We start from the raw sequence: 15,938 nt of genomic DNA, 5'->3' as shown, positions 1-15,938 counted from the left end.
GATCGAAGCGAAGGAAGGACAGCAGTGGATCCAGAGGACTATTCCGAGCTCATCGCCCACCTCGCCCCCGTACCCCGTACGGAGGTCGTGTCCGTGCATGCGGCGATCGGGCGCAGAATCGGCACCGAGGTGGTCGCCACGAGATCCGTGCCCGCCTTTCCCACCTCGGCGATGGACGGATTCGCCCTCGACGAGGCGGCCCTGACCGCTGCCGGCAACGGTGCGGCGATCACCGTCGTCGGAGACACTCCCGCCGGCCACGCGGCGGCCCCGCTGCACCCGGGCTCGGCGGTGCGTGTCATGACCGGTGCCCCGGTGCCGGCCGGCTCCGAGGCGGTCGTGCCCGTCGAGCTCACCGATGCGGAGCAGACGGGCCCGGCTCCGAGCACGATCCGTATCGCCTCCCTGCCCGAAACCGCTTCCGAGGGGTGGAACATCCGTTCGGTGGGGGAGGACATCTGTGCCGGCGAAGTGGTTCTGTCCGCCGGCGAGCGCCTCACCTCCGCCGGAGTCGGCACGCTCGTCATGCTCGGCATCGATGAGATCGAGGTGCTCGCACCCGCGCGCATCGGTCTGGTCGTCACCGGAGACGAACTGCGGACGCACGAGGCACAGACTCCGTCGGACGAACCCGATGCGCCAGGGGACGATGCCGTGGTCGCAACTGCCGCGACCGATCCGACGATCCTCAATTCGAACCTGCCGATGCTCGCTGCCGCACTGCGTGCGACCGGCGCCGATGTCCGCGAAGCGATCTGCGACGACGACCCGAGCCAGCTGCTGAGTGTGCTCACCGATATGGATGGCGCAGTCGACCTCGTCCTCACCACCGGCGGCATCAGCGCCGGCGCCTACGAAGTCGTGCGGCAGGCCCTCGAAGGCAACTGCTCGTCCTTCGACCGTGTGGGCATGAGACCGGGATCCCCGCAGGGCTATGGGCGCTTCGCCGGGCTGCCGCTCCTGCACTTTCCCGGCACTCCGCAGGGAGCGTTCCTCGCTTTCCATCTCTTCGCGCGATCGCTGCTGACCGGCCGCACCCTGCGCACGAGGTGGAAGAAGGGGCTCTGCGCCGGTCCCGCGATCAGCCGACACAGCAGGGCTGTGCTGCTGCGTCCCGGTGCGTTCACGGCCGCGGGGGAGATACAGGTGGAACCTCGGTCCCGTCTGCGCGACTTCGCCGCCGCCGAAGCCATCGTTCGGGTATCCCCAGGCACGGACGAGCTCACAGCGGGAACCGTCATCGACTACCTCGACTGCTGAAGCGGCGCATCTCGGCCGGACTAGGATGGGAGACATGTCAGAATCTCGCCTCGACCCCGCCCACCGGGAGCGCTATGCCCGTCAGATCCGTCTGGCCGGTTTCGGCGACTCCGCGCAGGCCGCTCTGCTTGCGTCGCATGCACTCGTCATCGGCGCAGGCGGTCTCGGCGCACCGGTGCTCAGCTACCTCGCGGCCGTCGGCATCGGAACGATCTCCGTCATCGACCCGGATATCGTCGAACTGAGCAACCTCCACCGTCAGGTCATCCATTCCGAGGCGGCCATCGGCGGCCGGAAGATCGATTCCGCCAGGCAGCGCATGAGCGGCATCAACTCCTCGGTCGAGATCCGCACCCATCCGATCCTGCTGACCGCCGACAACGCACTCGACCTCTTCGCCGATGTCGACATCGTCATCGATGGCAGCGACAACTTCGCGACGCGGTATCTGGCCAATGATGCCTGCGAGATCCTGGGCATTCCCCTCGTCTGGGGAACGATCCTCGGCTTCGACGGTCAGGTCGCCGTCTTCGATGCCCGCGGCGGGGTCACGCTGCGTGATCTCTACCCCGAGGTGCCGGCTCCGGGCTCCGTGCCCGACTGCGCCGTCGCCGGCGTCCTCGGGCCCCTGTGCGGCAGCATCGGTTCGGCCATGGCGATGGAGACGATCAAGGTGCTCACCGGCATCGGCACTCCACTGACCGATGCGGTCGCCGTCCACAGCAGCCTCGACGCCGGGTGGGAGAGGATTCCGGTCTCACCGATCCCCGGCAGGAAACCGGTCACGGACCTGCAGCAGCACCGTGCCGATTACGCGCAGCACTCGTTCGGAGCAGCGGCGGCGGAGACGAACGGCGAGGAGGCTGATCGGACCGAACTCGGACCGCCCGCCTTGAACTGGTCGGAGCTGAGCGCTGAGGCGACTGTCGTCGATATCAGGGACGATGAGGAGATCAGCGCGGGGATGGCGGCCGGTGCGATCCACATTCCGATGGACGAGCTGCTGGCCGATCCGGGCAGACTGCCGAGAGCGCACGCCTCCGCAGCCGAGTCTGGGGCGGAGGCCGGTGTCGCGCTCTACTGCCGCTCGGGCATCCGTTCGGCCAAGGCCGCCGCGCAGCTGCGGGGACAGGGCATCGCGGTCGCCTCGATCAACGGCGGCTACCTCGCCTATCTCTCGCAGCCGGCGAATCGGAGCGTGTGATTCGACCTCAGCCGCCGGCGAACGGCGGAAGGACGTCGACGGTGTCTCCGTCGGCAAGAGGAGCGGTTCTGTCAGTCGCGGCCACGGAGTTGACGAGGAAGCTCGAGCGCGAGAGCACGGTCGCCGCCTGCGGGTCGGACGCCTCGGCGAGGGTGGAGACGAGTTCGTCGACGGAGCCGGCACTGATATGGGACTCGCGGGCGCCGAATGCCTCACGGGCAGCGGCGAAGAACCGAACGGTGATGGTGGGCACTTATCCTCCGATGGCGCTCATGGGACGTTGGGGCTGCTGGAACTCGTCGGTGCCCATGCCGTGACCGGCGAGCTTCTTCCAATGCGCACCTTTCCACAGGTTCGCGATCGCCTCGTCATCGGCGCCGTCGCGCATGGCGGTGAGCAGGTCGACCTCGGTGTGGGAGAACAGGCAGGTGCGGATCCGACCCTCCGCCGTCAGGCGAGTGCGGGTGCAATCGGCGCAGAAGGGACGGGTCACCGAGGCGATGATGCCGACATCGCCGAGGACGGTGGCGGGATCGCTGCGATCGGCGACGAGGAACTTCTCCGCCGGGGCACCGTTTCGAGGGGCCGAATCAGGGGTGAGCACGAAACGAGGCTCGAGCAGAGCGAAGACATCGGCAGCGGTGATCATCGAGCTGCGGTCCCAGGAATGCCCGGCGTCGAGGGGCATCTGCTCGATGAACCGCAGGCTCAGCCCCTGCTCGAGGCACCACTGCAGCAGATCGGGCGCCTGCGAGTCGTTGACGCCGGGCAGGAGGACCGCGTTGATCTTCACTGGGTCGAGGCCCGCGGCCTTCGCCCCGTCGATGCCTGCGAGCACCCGGTGGAGGAAGGGGCGCCTGGCCATGGTCTCGAAGGTCTCGGGGTCGATGGTGTCGAGCGAGACATTGATGCGATCCAGCCCGGCCTGCTTGAGACCGGCAGCGCGTTTGTCGAGGCCGATCGCGTTCGTCGTCAGCGCGATGTTCGGTCGCGGTTCCAGGGCGGCGACCCCGGCGATGATCTCATTGATGTCCTTGCGTGTCAGAGGCTCACCGCCGGTGAATCGCACCTGATCGACCCCGAACTTCTCGACGGCGATGCGGACGAAGCGCACGATCTCGTCCCCGGTCATCGCAGCATCGCGCGACATGAACTCGACGCCTTCAGCGGGCATGCAGTACGTGCAGCGCAGATTGCAGAAATCGGTGAGGGAGATGCGCAGGTCCCGGGCGCGTCGACCGAATGTGTCCAGAAGCGAGTCCTCGTTGTGCGCGGTGAAGGCTTCGCCCGGGTCGACCGTCGGAGTTCTCAGCACCGGCATCGGCAGACCGATCGTCGACATTTCGTCATCCTCCTCGAAAAGCGTGTGGATATCATCGTCCCATGACTACAGCGAAGATGCACCGGGTGCGCGTATTCGAGACGATCGCTCCACTGATCGAAACGGAGACGCTGCCGCTGAGCGCGCTCCTCGACTCCCCGCGCCGGCTCATCGCCGATGTGGACTCGCCGATCGATGTTCCCGGCTTCGACAACTCGAGCATGGACGGCTATGCCCTGGCCGCGGCGACGCTGGACGCGCTCGAGGCGGAATCTCCCATGCACGCGTCGCAGCCGAACACGCCGGCCCAGCCCGCATCTCCGAATCCGTCGGAACCGCAGAGCCGCGCAGAAGGCATCCGGCAGCTCGGGGCCGTGCCGGTGGTCGGGCGGGTCGCAGCCGGGGCCCGCGGGACGAGGGTGGCTCCGGGCACGGCCGTCGAGATCATGACCGGAGCCCCTCTGCCGTCGGGCACCGACACGGTCATCAGGATCGAGGACACCTCACCCGGGGTCTTCGGCTCGGAGTCCATCACCGTCGGGTTTCCGGACGGCAAGAAGCCTCGGCCCGGAACCTTCGTGCGTCCCCGCGGCAGCGATGTGCGGTCGGGACAGACCGTGCTGAGCGCAGGAACGATGCTCACACCTGCCCACCTCGGCGTGGCCGCGGCCTGCGGAGTGAACGAACTCAGCGTGCGATCCCTTCCGCGTGTGCTCGTCGTGAGCACTGGAGACGAGATCGCCGCCGAGGCGGCCGCCGGGATCAACGATGCGAACTCCGTGACCCTGTCGGCGGGTCTCCGTCGCCTCGGTGTGGACACGGAGGTCGCCTTCGTCCCCGATGATCCGCAGCAGCTGCTCGACCGCGTGCGGGGGAGCGCCGCCGATCTCGTCATCTCCACCGGTGGGATCTCCAAAGGCGCACACGAAGTCGTCAGGCTCGCCGCCGAACTCGATGCGGGCTCGTCGATGGTCTTCGAACCGATCGCCATGCAGCCCGGCGGGCCGCAGGGGTGCGGACGTCTGGCCGATCACGCCTGGGTGGCGCTGCCGGGCAACCCGGTGAGCACGCTCATCAGCTTCGAGATGTTCATCCGACCCGCACTGCTCGGTCTGGTCGGCCAGGAGCCGCCTCGCGACGTCGAATACCACCGACTGGCTCACGGCTTCGATGAGGAGCCGCCGCAGGGCAAGCTGCAGATCCGACGCGGACGGGTGGGACCGAGCGGGCTCGAATTCGTCGGCGGCTCCCGCTCCCACCTGCTCCACAATTACGCCGAGGCCACTCATCTCGTGTTCATCGCCGATGGCGACCCGGATCCTGAGGACCCGTTCGCCGCCGATGGGGATAGGCTGAAGACGTGGAAGATCAGATGAAACTCTCGCACGTCGACGAGACCGGAACCGCCCAGATGGTCGACGTCGGCGACAAGGACGTGACGAAACGCCGGGCGGTGGCGAGCGGGCTCATCACCACTCGTGCCGATGTCATCGACATGATCGCCGAGGCGGGCCTACCCAAGGGCGATGCCCTGCCCGTGGCGCGCATCGCCGCCGTGATGGGGGCCAAACGCACGAGCGACCTGATTCCGCTGTGCCACCAGCTTCCGCTGACCGGAATCGACGTCGACTTCGAACTGGGCGCAGACTCGGTGCGCATCACTGGCGCAGTGAAGACGGTGTCGAAGACGGGCGTCGAAATGGAGGCCCTGACGGCCGTGGCCACGGCGGCGCTGACGATCTTCGACATGATCAAGGCCGTGGACAACCAGGCCGTGATCGGCGACATCAAAGTCATCGAGAAATCCGGCGGCCGCAGCGGAGATTGGACCCGAAAGGCATGAGCGTCATCACCACCGGAGTCGTGGAGACCCCGATCTCGACCGCGGCCCTCGAACCCGACGTCCTCACCGACACCTGCGGGGCCGTCGTCAGCTTCTCCGGGGTCATCCGCGACCACGACGGAGGACGGGGAGTGCAGCGGCTGCTCTACGAGGCCCACCCGCTGGCCGTCGATCAGATCGCCGAGGTGGCCGCCGACATCGCCTCGCGCCATCCCGAAGTGCGGCTGTCGGTCGTCCACCGCGTCGGGGAACTCGAGATCGGCGACGTGGCACTGGCCGCCGTCGTCGCCTCGGCGCACCGGCGGGATTCCTTCCTCGCATGCTCCGAGCTCATCGACGAGGTCAAGGCCCGAGTCGCGATCTGGAAGCATCAGCACTTCACCGACGGCTCCGACGAGTGGGTGGGTGCCCTGGAATGAGTCGGCTGCGCATCAGCGACGCCGCCCGGTTCCTCGGCGTCAGCGACGATACGGTCCGCCGCTGGGTCAGTGACGGACGGCTGACCTCGCACAAGGACTCCTCGAACCGCGCCGTGGTCGAAGGTCGGGAGCTGGCGGCCCTCGCGCAGTCGTCCGCCGGCTCGCTGCCCGACCCCAGCGGTGTCGTGAGTTCGGCACGCAACCGGTTCGCCGGCCTCGTCACCGACGTCGTCGTCGACGGGGTCATGGCGCAGGTGAGCATGCAGTGCGGGCCTCTGCGTGTGGTGTCCCTGATATCGGCCGAAGCCTGCCGGCAGCTCGAACTCGAGCCCGGGACGTTGGCGACCGCCTCGGTGAAGGCGACGATGGTGTCGATCGACACCATGCGCGAAGGCTGAGAAGCTCCCGGTTCGAACGCCTTCTGCAGGATTGACGGCAAGGTTCGCATTCGCGCACCCGAACAAGCATCCAACGCTCAGATCTGCCGTGAAAGTCGACATTGCTCCGCAGATACGGGTTTAATGGGGCTATGAAGAGAACTCTGACGGGGCTGTGCATCGTTGCCGCCCTCACCCTCAGCGCCTGCTCATCGGGGAGCGATCAGGCCGAGTCCGACGAACCGAGCGAGATCACGGTCTTCGCCGCGGCCTCGCTGACCGAAGTGTTCGAGGACATCGCCGATGAGTTCGAGAAGGCCGAACCCGACGCCCCGACCGTGAAGTTCTCCTTCGCAGGCTCCTCGGACCTCGTCTCCCAGATCTCCGAAGGCGCCCCCGCCGATGTGATCGCCACCGCCGACGAGACGACCATGGACACTCTCGCCGGAGACGAACTGCTCACCGGGAAGCCTGTGACGTTCGCCTCGAACACGCTCACTCTGGCCGTGGCCGAAGGCAATCCGAGAACGATCGCGAGCTCGCAGGACTTCGCCGGACACGACCTCGTGGTCTGCGCACCCCAGGTCCCCTGCGGAGCAGCCACCCAGAAGTGGGCCGAGCTCAACGATGTGGAACTCGACCCGGTCAGCGAGGAGAACTCCGTGACCGACGTCCTCGGCAAGGTCGGTGCCGGGCAGGCCGACGCGGGCATCGTCTACGTCACCGACATCGCCCGTGCCGATGACAAGGTCGACAAGGTCGACCTCGACGGAGCGGACAAGGTCGTCAACAAGTACCCGGCCGCGGCCGTCAGAGCCAGCGAGAACCAGGAACAGGCCGAAGCCTTCGTCGACTTCCTCGGCTCCGACACGGCTCAGAAGCTGCTGCGCGACGCAGGCTTCGCCGCCGCCTGATCATGCCCCGGCAAGGACCCGGACGAGGGCAGACGGCGATCCCGGGCTGGCTCTGGATTCCCGGTGCCGCAGGGATCGCATTCCTTTTCGTCCCCATCATCGGGATGATCTCCCGCATCGACCTGCACGGCCTCGGCGAGGTGATCTTCGCCGAGGAGTCACGGTTGGCCATGCAGCTGTCAGTGGTGACCTCGGTGACCTCGGCGATCATCAGTGTGCTCATCGGCTTCCCGTTGGGATACCTGCTCGCGACGCGGACCTTTCCCGGCCAGAGCGTCGTGCGCACACTCGTCCTGCTGCCCCTCGTCCTGCCGCCGGTCGTCAGCGGCCTCGCCCTGCTCTACACCTGGGGGCGTTCGGCAGTCCTCGGATCGGCACTGGAATCGATGGGACTGAGCCTGGCATACACCACCTCGGCGGTCGTCATGGCACAGGTGTTCGTCTCCCTGCCCTTCACGGTGATGTCCGTCGAGACCGCGACATCGGCGCTGGGTCAGCGGTTCGAAACCACCGCCGCCGAACTCGGTGCCCGACCCAACCGGGTGTTCTTCACGATCACCCTGCCGCTGCTGCGGCACGGGATCATCACCGGCGCCGTCCTGTGCTTCGCCCGCTCCCTGGGCGAGTTCGGGGCCACGCTGACTTTCGCGGGATCGCTGTCCGGCGTCACACGCACCATGCCGCTGCAGATCTACCTCGTACGCGAATCCGATCCGCAGGCGGCCATCGGGCTCTCCCTTCTGCTCGTCGTCATCGCCGTGGCCATTATCATCGTTGCCTACCGATCCCCACATGCGCCGCGTCTGCGCGCGCACCGAGTCGATGAGGCCCGAGTGCCCGAGGCCCCCGACGGGGATCCTAACAGCGCCGAGGCGGCCGCGACGACGGAGGGCCGTGCCCCGGCAGGTGCCGGTCGGCATCCCAGAGGGCATGGGGCGACCGGGCTCGGAGCTTCCCGGGGGCCGAGTCCTGGCGAGACCATCACGTCCTCGGTGCGCATCGCCGAACGCGGCATCGCCATCGACTTCACCGTCCCCGCCGACGGGACCACTGCGATCATCGGACGCAACGGGGCCGGCAAGTCGAGCCTGTTCCAGGTGCTCACCGGGGCGCTGCGCGCCGATTCCGGTGCGCTGCGGATCGGCAAGGACACGCTCTTCGACCTCGACGCCGAGGACTGGCCTCCGATCCATGCTCGGGGCATCGTCCACCTCGCGCAGAATCCGCTGCTGTTTCCGCACCTGAGCGTCATCGGCAATGTGTGCTTCGGTCTGCGCGCCCACGGCGCGACCGGGACGCAGGCGCGGCGGCAGGCCCAGGCCATGCTCGACCGGCTCGGCGTCGGACACTGCGCGGCCAGACGCCCCGAAGAGGTCTCCGGCGGTCAGGCGGCCCGCATCGCCTTGGCCCGCGCCCTCGTCGTCGATCCGAAGCTGCTCCTGCTCGATGAGCCGCTGGCCGCTCTCGACGTCGACGTCCGGATCGAGACCAGGCGCGTGCTGGCCGAGCTGCTCTCCGACCGCAGCGCCATGCTCATCACCCACGACGTCGACGATGTCGCAGCTCTGGCGACGAGCCTGGTCCTCGTCGAGGACGGGACGGTCGCCCATTCGGCCCAGGTGGGAGACATCGACCCCGCAGAAGCCGGCTCCGGCCGGGACTTCCTGCACAGCTTTTGCATGTCCGATCGAGACGGAATAGTGTGCAATCAGTCACACCCATAGTCTGAGAGCACAAGGGAGCACACTGTCGTGGCCGAACTTTCCTACTCCTCCGGAACATCGACCGAACCTCTGCTGGGGATCACGATTCCCGAGCACTTCAAGCGCACAGCGGCGGCGAATCCCGAGGCGACGGCACTGGTCGACCGGCACTCGGACCGGCGCTGGACCTATGCCGAGTTCGATCGGGACACCGACGCCCTGGCCATCGGTCTCCTCGAACGCGGAGTGAAGAAGGGCGACCGGGTGGGAATCTGGGCGCAGAACGTGGCGGAGTGGGCACTCGTCCAGTACGCCACGGCCAAGATCGGCGCCATCCTCGTCAACGTCAATCCTGCCTACCGCAGCCACGAACTCGAATACGTCGTCGGCCAATCGGGCATGACCCTGATGATCTCGCAGATCGTCGCGCCCCCGCACTCGGACTTCCGCGCGATCGCCGCCGAGGTGGCTGCGAAAGTGCCCGCCCTCGACCTCGTCTTCCTCGACACCGTGCCCGAGGAACTGACGGGCGGGGCTGCGATCGGCGAACGCGAATCCTTCGCCCACCTCATCGGGCAGGGACGGCAGCTGCTCGACGACGAGGGAGCGAAGTATGGGGTCCGTCTGCAGCAGGTCATCGACGGCCTCTCGGCTGACGAGCCGATCAACATCCAGTACACCTCGGGCACCACGGGATTCCCCAAGGGCGTGACGCTCAGTCACCACAACATCCTCAACAACGGATTCTTCATCGGCGAGATGCTCGCCTACACACCGGCCGACACCGTCGTTGTCCCCGTTCCCTACTACCACTGCTTCGGAATGGTCATCGGCAATCTTGCCGCGCTCAGCCACGGAGCGGCCATCGTGCTGCCCTCACCCGGCTTCGATCCCGTCGCGACCATGGCGGCGGTGACTGAGGAGAAGGCGACCTCGCTCTACGGGGTGCCGACGATGTTCATCGCCGAGCTCGAGCACCCGCAATTCTCCGAATTCGACTTCTCCAGCCTGCGCACCGGCGTCATGGCCGGATCGCCGTGCCCGGTCAACACCATGCGCCGAGTCATCGACGACATGAACATGTCCGAGGTCGCGATCTGCTACGGCATGACCGAGACCGCTCCGGTGTCGATGATGACGCGTGTCGACGATTCTCTCGAGGCACGGACCCAGACGGTCGGGCGCGTCATGCCCCATCTCGAGATCAAGATCGTCGACCCGGTCACCGGGCAGACGGTTCCGCGCGGACAGAAAGGAGAGTTCTGCACCCGCGGCTATGCAGTCATGCTCGGCTATTGGGAACAGCCGGACAAGACCGCCGAGGCGATCGATGCCGCAAGATGGATCCACACCGGTGATCTCGCCATCATGGACGACGACGGCTACGTCAACATCTCCGGGCGCATCAAGGACATGGTCATCCGCGGCGGGGAGAACGTCTATCCTCGCGAAGTGGAGGAGTTCCTCTACCACCACCCAGCCATCCGCGACGTCCAGGTCATCGGAGTCTCCGACGAGAAGTACGGCGAAGAGCTCATGGCGTGGGTGATCCTCAAGGAGGGATTCGACGCTCTGACCGCCGAGGAGGTGCGTGAGTTCTGCTCCGGCAAGCTCGCCCACTTCAAGATCCCGCGCTACGTCGAGGTGCGCGAGTCTTTCCCGATGACGGTTTCGGGCAAGATCCGCAAGGTCGAACTGCGCGAGGAGGGCGAGAAGATCGCTCATGCGGGAGTCTGAGCCACCGCTCGATTCGACGCTCCTGCCTGCCGGTGCCCGCGCGCACCATGTATCGTTCACACTGAGAGACGGCACCGCTCGTGCGCATCTTTGCCCGACGATCGATGCCGGCTCCGTGATTCAGAGTCGTCGGTGCCGTCAGTCACCGATGCCCGCGACAAGGAGGCGCAGATGCCGCAGCCCGAACTCAGCTCCACGCCGGTCAAGGTCGTGAGGAACGTCGATCGTGAACGCTTCGAGCTGTACACCGATGAGGACCCAGGAGAGTTCATCGGGTTCCTCGCCTATCGCGAGATCGACCCGCAGACCCTCGAACTCCAGCATACGATCATCTCCGAAGGCTTCTCCCGACGCGGCTTCGCCCGGACCCTTGTGACCACGGTGCTCGGCCTCATCAGGGACGACGGTGGTCGTATCGTCCCGACATGCACGTATGTCCAGGACTATCTCTCGCGCTTCCCGCAATACGGCGACCTCGTGGCCGATCAGTGACCCCGGCCGGGACCGACCGAGGGGCGGGACGGTTCGCGCCGAGTCCGAGCGGAGATCTGCACATCGGAAACATCCGGTCCGGACTCCTGTCCTATGTTCGCGCGCGACAGACAGGGCGCCGTTTCCTGTGGCGCATCGAGGACCTCGACCGGGTCAGGGCCGGCTCGGCGGAATCGCAGCTGGCGGTGTTCGCCGAACTCGGGGTCGCTCCCGACGAAAGGCCGCTGATCCAATCCCAGCGGCAGGAGATCTACGCTCGCGCCCTTCGAGGTCTGGACGAGGTCGGTCTGGTCTATGAGTGCTATTGCTCGCGCAAGGACATCGCCCAGGCCCCGAGCGCTCCGCATGCTCCTCCCGGCGCCTATCCGGGAACCTGTCGCGACCTCGGCGAGGACGAGCGGGCAGAGCAGCGACGACGGCTGGAGCGCAACGGGCGGCAGCCGGCCCTGCGGCTGCGCGCGGACAACCGGGAGCACCAGATCGATGATGTGCTCCTGGGCAGGGTGAGTGCCCTCGTCGACGATCTCGTGCTCAGGCGCGGAGACGGTGTCTTCGCCTATAACCTCACCGTCGTCGTCGACGATGCTGCCAGCGGAGTCGATGAGGTCGTGCGCGGTGACGATCTCGCGTCATCGGCGCCGCGGCAGGCGTACCTGGCCGGTCTTCTCAGGGCCCCAGCGCCCGGTTGGGTGCATGTGCCGCTGGTTCTCAACACCGAAGGGGGGCGTCTGGCAAAACGTGACGGCGCCGTCACCTATCAGCAGCTGAGCGCTCAGGGATGGACGAGGGCAGATGTCTTCGCCTGGATGCAGCGATCGCTGGGACTGCAGGATGTCGGCTCCGAATGGAGGGACATCGACGATATGATCGCCGGAGTCGATTTCGACCGCATCGCCAGAGGACCGACGGTCTTCGACCCGCCGGTGCAGGAGTGAGCAGGTCTCGGACCCACACGCCCTGAGACCCACGGCGCCGAGACCGTCGGGCGGCCTGCCGACACTCGCCGAGTTCAGGCCGCCGAGGAGCCGACCGCCGCGTCGATGACTCCGTCGTAGAGCGATTCGAAGGTGTCCAGCGTGTACTCGATGTCGTGCTTGGCAACGACGTCGAGGGAGGCCTTCGACATCGCATCGAGTTCGGCATCCGACGCGGTGCAGATGCGGGTGAAGCGATCGGCGAGTTCCTCGATGTCGCGTGGGGGGAAGAGGAAGCCGTTGACTCCATCACGAACGAGATGAGGCAGGGCCACGGCATCGGCGAGCACCACAGGTTTGCGTGAGGCCAGCGCCTCCAGTGTGGCGATCGACTGCAATTCGGCCGTCGACGGCATGCAGAAGAAGGTGCAGCGGCGGTAGGCGTCCATGAGCTCTCTGTCGGTGATCTTGCCGAGCACATGGATGCGATCCCCGATGCCCAGCTCGGAGCTGAGCTCTTTGAGGGGTTCCTCCTGGTCGCCGCCGCCGACGATATCGGCCTCGAGCCCGAGGTCGGGATCGGTTTTCGCCAGTGCCTCGACGATGTCCGCAGCGTGCTTCTCCGAGGAGAGCCGACCGACGAAGAGCACCCTCGGCGGGACTGCGCGGCTGGTCGAGGCGTCCACTTCGCGCAGCTCAGCGAAGCGCTGCAGATCGATTCCGCAGGAGACCGCACGGATGGGGGAGGTGAAGCCGTTCTCGGTGAGCAGGTCTGCGGCCAACTGGGTGGGCACTGTGATGATGTCGGCCGATTGGAACTTTCGACGCAGATCCCACCAGGCGATTGCGGTCCCGCCGTCGAGCACAGCCTTGGGTGCTCTGAGGTAGGGGCGCACATTGTCAGGCATGAAGTGGTTGGTGGCCACGACCGGGATGCCGCGGCGGTTCGATTCGGAGAATGCGTACCGGCCGATGACGAAGTGAGCCTGGGTGTGCACGACATCCGGCTGGAGGCTGTCGAGCAGCCGTGACAGCTCGGGCTTGGTCTCCCACGGCATGCAGATCATCCATGTCGGATGCAGCGGCCACCTGTGAGCGGTGAGCCGATGGACGGTGACTCCGTTCTCGACGCTGACCGAGGGCTTTCCTGTGGCTGAGGGGCAGGCGACGTGGACGTCGTTGCCGCGAGCGGCGAGTCCGGCGGCCAGGCGTTCGGCGAATTTCGCAGCGCCGTTGACTTCGGGGGCGTACGTCTCGGCCGGAATGAGGATGCGGCGGGCTTGAGTGGGACGGTGCGCGGACAGGATTCAGCTCTCCTCGGTGTCGGTCATGGTGGAACGGCGGGCGTCCCTGCGTTGGGTTTCTCGGTCCTTGACATCGGGATGATAACGCGACAATACAACGACGCCTGCGCAGGCGACCAATCCGGTGACCGTGATGACGATGATCAGCCAGACGGGTGCCGCAGCGGCCTCACCGAGGACGATGGTGCCGAGGATGACGGCACCGATCGGATCGATGACGGTCAGACCCGCGATGACCATCTCGGGCGGACCCGCTGCGTAGGCGTTCTGGACGAACCAGGAGCCCAGAGCAACGGCCGCCACCAGTGCTGCGACGTTGATCAGGGTGACCTGCCCGAGGCCGGCCCGGAGGAACTGGACACTGACGAGGTGGACGTTCGTGGCGACGCAGGCGAAGAGGAGACCGGCGGCGATGATGAGGATCAGCTGCGGTGCGCGCCGGAAGACGAGCATGATGATCAGTCCCAGAGCGACGACGACGCCGGTGATCCAGAACAGCGGCAGGGCATCGGCGCCGAGGTGGACCTCGGTCCGCGCGGTGGTTGCCGAGAGCGCGACGAAGACCGTCACACCCGCCGTGCACCAGACGACGGCTTGGACGAGGCGCCGGTTGACCTTGAGACCGCGGTGACGGATCCCCAGGAGGACTGAGACGATTAGGGAGAAGGCACCGATCGGCTGGACCACCATCACCGGGGCGAGGGCGAGCGACACGAGATTGCCCGCTGTCCCCAAGCCCAGTATGCCGAGGCCGAGCAGCCATCGCCGGTTGCCGAGGAGTCCGGTGAAGTGCGCCCAGCTGAGGCCGTTGTGGGAATCGTTCTGACCGGCCACGGCTTCGTGTTGGTACAGGGCGCCATAGGCGAGGGCCACAGCTGCCAGTGCAGCGAGGGCGATTGCCACTATGGTCACGGTGCTTCTTCCGGTGCGGAGACGGTGTGGGGATCGTTTCGAGTTTACCGTGCGCCTGTGCGACGGAGACGGCCGCTGACTGTATTTGTTCTGACTGTACGGCAATCCAGCGGTGGCCGGGTGGGGCAACCCGCAGTGCTGTGAGCTAAAGCACTGCCGACCGCTTTGTTCGGACGCCGGGGAGTTTGCTAAGCTGGATCCTACGTCCGCAGGTGACTGCGGCATTCCTCCGTAGCTCAGTTGGCAGAGCATTCGACTGTTAATCGAAGGGTCGCTGGTTCGAGCCCAGCCGGGGGAGCAGAAGTCGAGGCCCCGTCCGTTCAGGACGGGGCCTTCGTCGTGTTCGGGTACCTCGACCCCTGTGTGCCGTGTTGTCCGGTCGCGGGGGAGAGCGGCCGCGTCATGGTCCGTCCGTAAGCGGGAAGCCGAGGGGAATAATTGAACTGTTAACCAGGTTGCTCGGATTATGAAGGCATTCGGTTTCTTGAGTTTCGGTCATTACGGCGCGGGCAGCGCTCCCGGTGAGTACGGGGCGAGGGAAGCGCTGCAACAGGCCGTGGAGATCGGTGTGGGCGCCGACGAGATCGGAGTCAACGGCGCGTACTTCCGTGTCCACCACTTCGCCGAGCAGGCCGCGTCTCCGATGCCCCTGCTCTCCGCTGTAGCAGCCCGCACCTCCCGCATCGAAGTCGGCACCGGAGTCATCGACATGCGCTACGAGAACCCGCTATACCTTGCGGAGGAGGCGGCAGCGCTCGACCTGCTCTCGGATCAGCGCGTGGCACTGGGCGTCAGCCGCGGTTCACCGGAGCCGGCACTGCGCGGTTGGGAGTCGTTCGGATATTCGGATCCGTCCGAGACCAAGGCAGCGAATATGGCTCGCGAGAAGTTCGAGCGCTTCCTCGCGGCAGTGAGGGGCCATGAACTGGCTCCCGCCGACCCCGCGCAGTTCGGGCCCGACGTGGCGCTGCGCGTCGAGCCGCATTCTCCCGGTCTCGACCGGCGAATCTGGTGGGGCGCCGGCTCTGCTGCGACCGCCGAGTGGGCAGCTGAGAAAGGCGTGAACATGATGAGTTCGACGCTGCTCACCGAGGCCACTGGAGCCGCATTCGCAGATCTGCAGCGAGTGCAGATCGATCGTTATCGCACCGCCTGGAAGGCTGCCGGACATGGTTGGACGCCGCGCGTATCCGTCAGCCGCAGCATCTTCCCGATCACCACGGACCTCGATGATCTCTATTTCGGCAGGCGCGGCAGGGGACAGGCCGACCAGATCGGGATCATCGACGACACCAGGTCCACCTTCGGCAAGACCTATGCGGGCGAGCCGGACGAGCTCATCGAGCAGTTGCGTTCCGACGCGGCGGTGGAGGCGGCGGACACCGTGCTGCTGACGATCCCGAGTCAGCTCGGAGTCGACTACAACCTCCACATTCTCGAGTCCTTCGCCGAATACGTTGCCCCGGCGCTGGGATGGCGTCCGAATACGAACGGGCCCGTCGAACCGAACCCGATCGGCAGCGGTGAGGGCAGCTGAA

At 66.5% G+C, this 15,938-nt stretch carries 16 protein-coding genes and 1 tRNA gene; 13 read left to right on the top strand and 4 right to left on the bottom strand.

Annotated elements, in window-relative coordinates; all coding sequences use genetic code 11:
* Positions 1–24 precede the first annotated feature (24 nt).
* A complete protein-coding gene (locus IHE57_RS16720) occupies positions 25–1,260 on the top strand; it encodes a molybdopterin molybdotransferase MoeA (RefSeq protein ID WP_209372829.1) in 1,236 nt (411 codons plus the stop codon).
* A gap of 34 nt (positions 1,261–1,294) precedes the next feature.
* Positions 1,295–2,464, top strand: coding sequence for a ThiF family adenylyltransferase (locus IHE57_RS10100; RefSeq protein WP_209372827.1), 1,170 nt, complete (start codon positions 1,295–1,297; stop codon positions 2,462–2,464).
* A gap of 7 nt (positions 2,465–2,471) precedes the next feature.
* Here the strand turns inward: IHE57_RS10100 and IHE57_RS10095 are convergent, their stop codons facing one another.
* The gene (locus IHE57_RS10095) at positions 2,472–2,717 is read right to left on the bottom strand and encodes a MoaD/ThiS family protein (protein ID WP_209326139.1); all 246 of its coding nucleotides are present in this window, start codon (positions 2,715–2,717) and stop codon (positions 2,472–2,474) included.
* Positions 2,718–3,806 (bottom strand): GTP 3',8-cyclase MoaA, encoded by a 1,089-nt coding sequence (gene moaA / locus IHE57_RS10090; protein WP_209326138.1) that lies wholly within the window; start codon positions 3,804–3,806, stop codon positions 2,718–2,720.
* A 41-nt stretch (positions 3,807–3,847) separates the two neighbouring features.
* On the opposite strand from moaA, the gene IHE57_RS10085 reads away from it, so the two are divergent.
* The 9 genes from IHE57_RS10085 to gluQRS all read left to right on the top strand — a co-directional run bounded on the left by IHE57_RS10085 (position 3,848) and on the right by gluQRS (position 12,205).
* Positions 3,848–5,161, top strand: coding sequence for a molybdopterin molybdotransferase MoeA (locus IHE57_RS10085; RefSeq protein WP_253720137.1), 1,314 nt, complete (start codon positions 3,848–3,850; stop codon positions 5,159–5,161).
* Entirely contained in the window at positions 5,158–5,628 is a 471-nt protein-coding gene (gene moaC / locus IHE57_RS10080) for a cyclic pyranopterin monophosphate synthase MoaC (RefSeq protein WP_209326154.1), read from the top strand. Before IHE57_RS10085 ends, moaC begins: the two co-directional genes overlap by 4 nt.
* Positions 5,625–6,047, top strand: a complete 423-nt coding sequence (locus IHE57_RS10075) for a molybdenum cofactor biosynthesis protein MoaE (RefSeq protein ID WP_209326137.1) — start codon at positions 5,625–5,627, stop codon at positions 6,045–6,047. Before moaC ends, IHE57_RS10075 begins: the two co-directional genes overlap by 4 nt.
* Positions 6,044–6,445: a TOBE domain-containing protein gene (locus tag IHE57_RS10070; protein ID WP_209326136.1), complete on the top strand. Its 402-nt coding sequence runs from the start codon at positions 6,044–6,046 to the stop codon at positions 6,443–6,445. The genes IHE57_RS10075 and IHE57_RS10070 overlap by 4 nt, the downstream gene beginning before the upstream one ends.
* 131 nt (positions 6,446–6,576) lie before the next feature.
* Positions 6,577–7,338, top strand: coding sequence for a molybdate ABC transporter substrate-binding protein (gene modA / locus IHE57_RS10065; protein WP_209326135.1), 762 nt, complete (start codon positions 6,577–6,579; stop codon positions 7,336–7,338).
* A gap of 2 nt (positions 7,339–7,340) precedes the next feature.
* A complete protein-coding gene (locus tag IHE57_RS10060) occupies positions 7,341–9,062 on the top strand; it encodes an ABC transporter permease (RefSeq protein WP_209326134.1) in 1,722 nt (573 codons plus the stop codon).
* A gap of 27 nt (positions 9,063–9,089) precedes the next feature.
* Positions 9,090–10,778 (top strand): AMP-binding protein, encoded by a 1,689-nt coding sequence (locus IHE57_RS10055; RefSeq protein ID WP_209372825.1) that lies wholly within the window; start codon positions 9,090–9,092, stop codon positions 10,776–10,778.
* A 171-nt stretch (positions 10,779–10,949) separates the two neighbouring features.
* The gene (locus tag IHE57_RS10050) at positions 10,950–11,270 is read left to right on the top strand and encodes a GNAT family N-acetyltransferase (protein WP_209326132.1); all 321 of its coding nucleotides are present in this window, start codon (positions 10,950–10,952) and stop codon (positions 11,268–11,270) included.
* Positions 11,267–12,205 (top strand): tRNA glutamyl-Q(34) synthetase GluQRS, encoded by a 939-nt coding sequence (gene gluQRS, locus IHE57_RS10045; RefSeq protein ID WP_366933925.1) that lies wholly within the window; start codon positions 11,267–11,269, stop codon positions 12,203–12,205. Before IHE57_RS10050 ends, gluQRS begins: the two co-directional genes overlap by 4 nt.
* A gap of 74 nt (positions 12,206–12,279) precedes the next feature.
* Here gluQRS and IHE57_RS10040 read toward each other — a convergent pair whose 3' ends face one another.
* Both IHE57_RS10040 and IHE57_RS10035 read right to left on the bottom strand, forming a co-directional pair.
* The gene (locus tag IHE57_RS10040; RefSeq protein WP_366933928.1) at positions 12,280–13,449 is read right to left on the bottom strand and encodes a glycosyltransferase; all 1,170 of its coding nucleotides are present in this window, start codon (positions 13,447–13,449) and stop codon (positions 12,280–12,282) included.
* 42 nt (positions 13,450–13,491) lie between these two features.
* On the bottom strand, positions 13,492–14,400 hold the full coding sequence (locus IHE57_RS10035) for a DMT family transporter (RefSeq protein ID WP_209372821.1): 909 nt from the start codon (positions 14,398–14,400) through the stop codon (positions 13,492–13,494).
* A gap of 225 nt (positions 14,401–14,625) precedes the next feature.
* Between IHE57_RS10035 and IHE57_RS10030 the strand changes: the two genes are divergently transcribed.
* Together IHE57_RS10030 and IHE57_RS10025 are read left to right on the top strand one after the other, a co-directional pair.
* Positions 14,626–14,698 (top strand) — tRNA-Asn (locus IHE57_RS10030).
* A gap of 168 nt (positions 14,699–14,866) precedes the next feature.
* On the top strand, positions 14,867–15,937 hold the full coding sequence (locus IHE57_RS10025) for an LLM class flavin-dependent oxidoreductase (RefSeq protein WP_209372819.1): 1,071 nt from the start codon (positions 14,867–14,869) through the stop codon (positions 15,935–15,937).
* Position 15,938 lies beyond the last annotated feature (1 nt).

The sequence above is a fragment of the Brevibacterium renqingii genome (genome assembly GCF_017808105.1).
In the GTDB taxonomy this organism is placed as follows: Bacteria; Actinomycetota; Actinomycetes; order Actinomycetales; family Brevibacteriaceae; genus Brevibacterium; species Brevibacterium renqingii.
The sequence above is the reverse complement of the archived record's forward strand: the minus strand, read 5'-3'. Positions and strand labels throughout refer to the sequence as shown.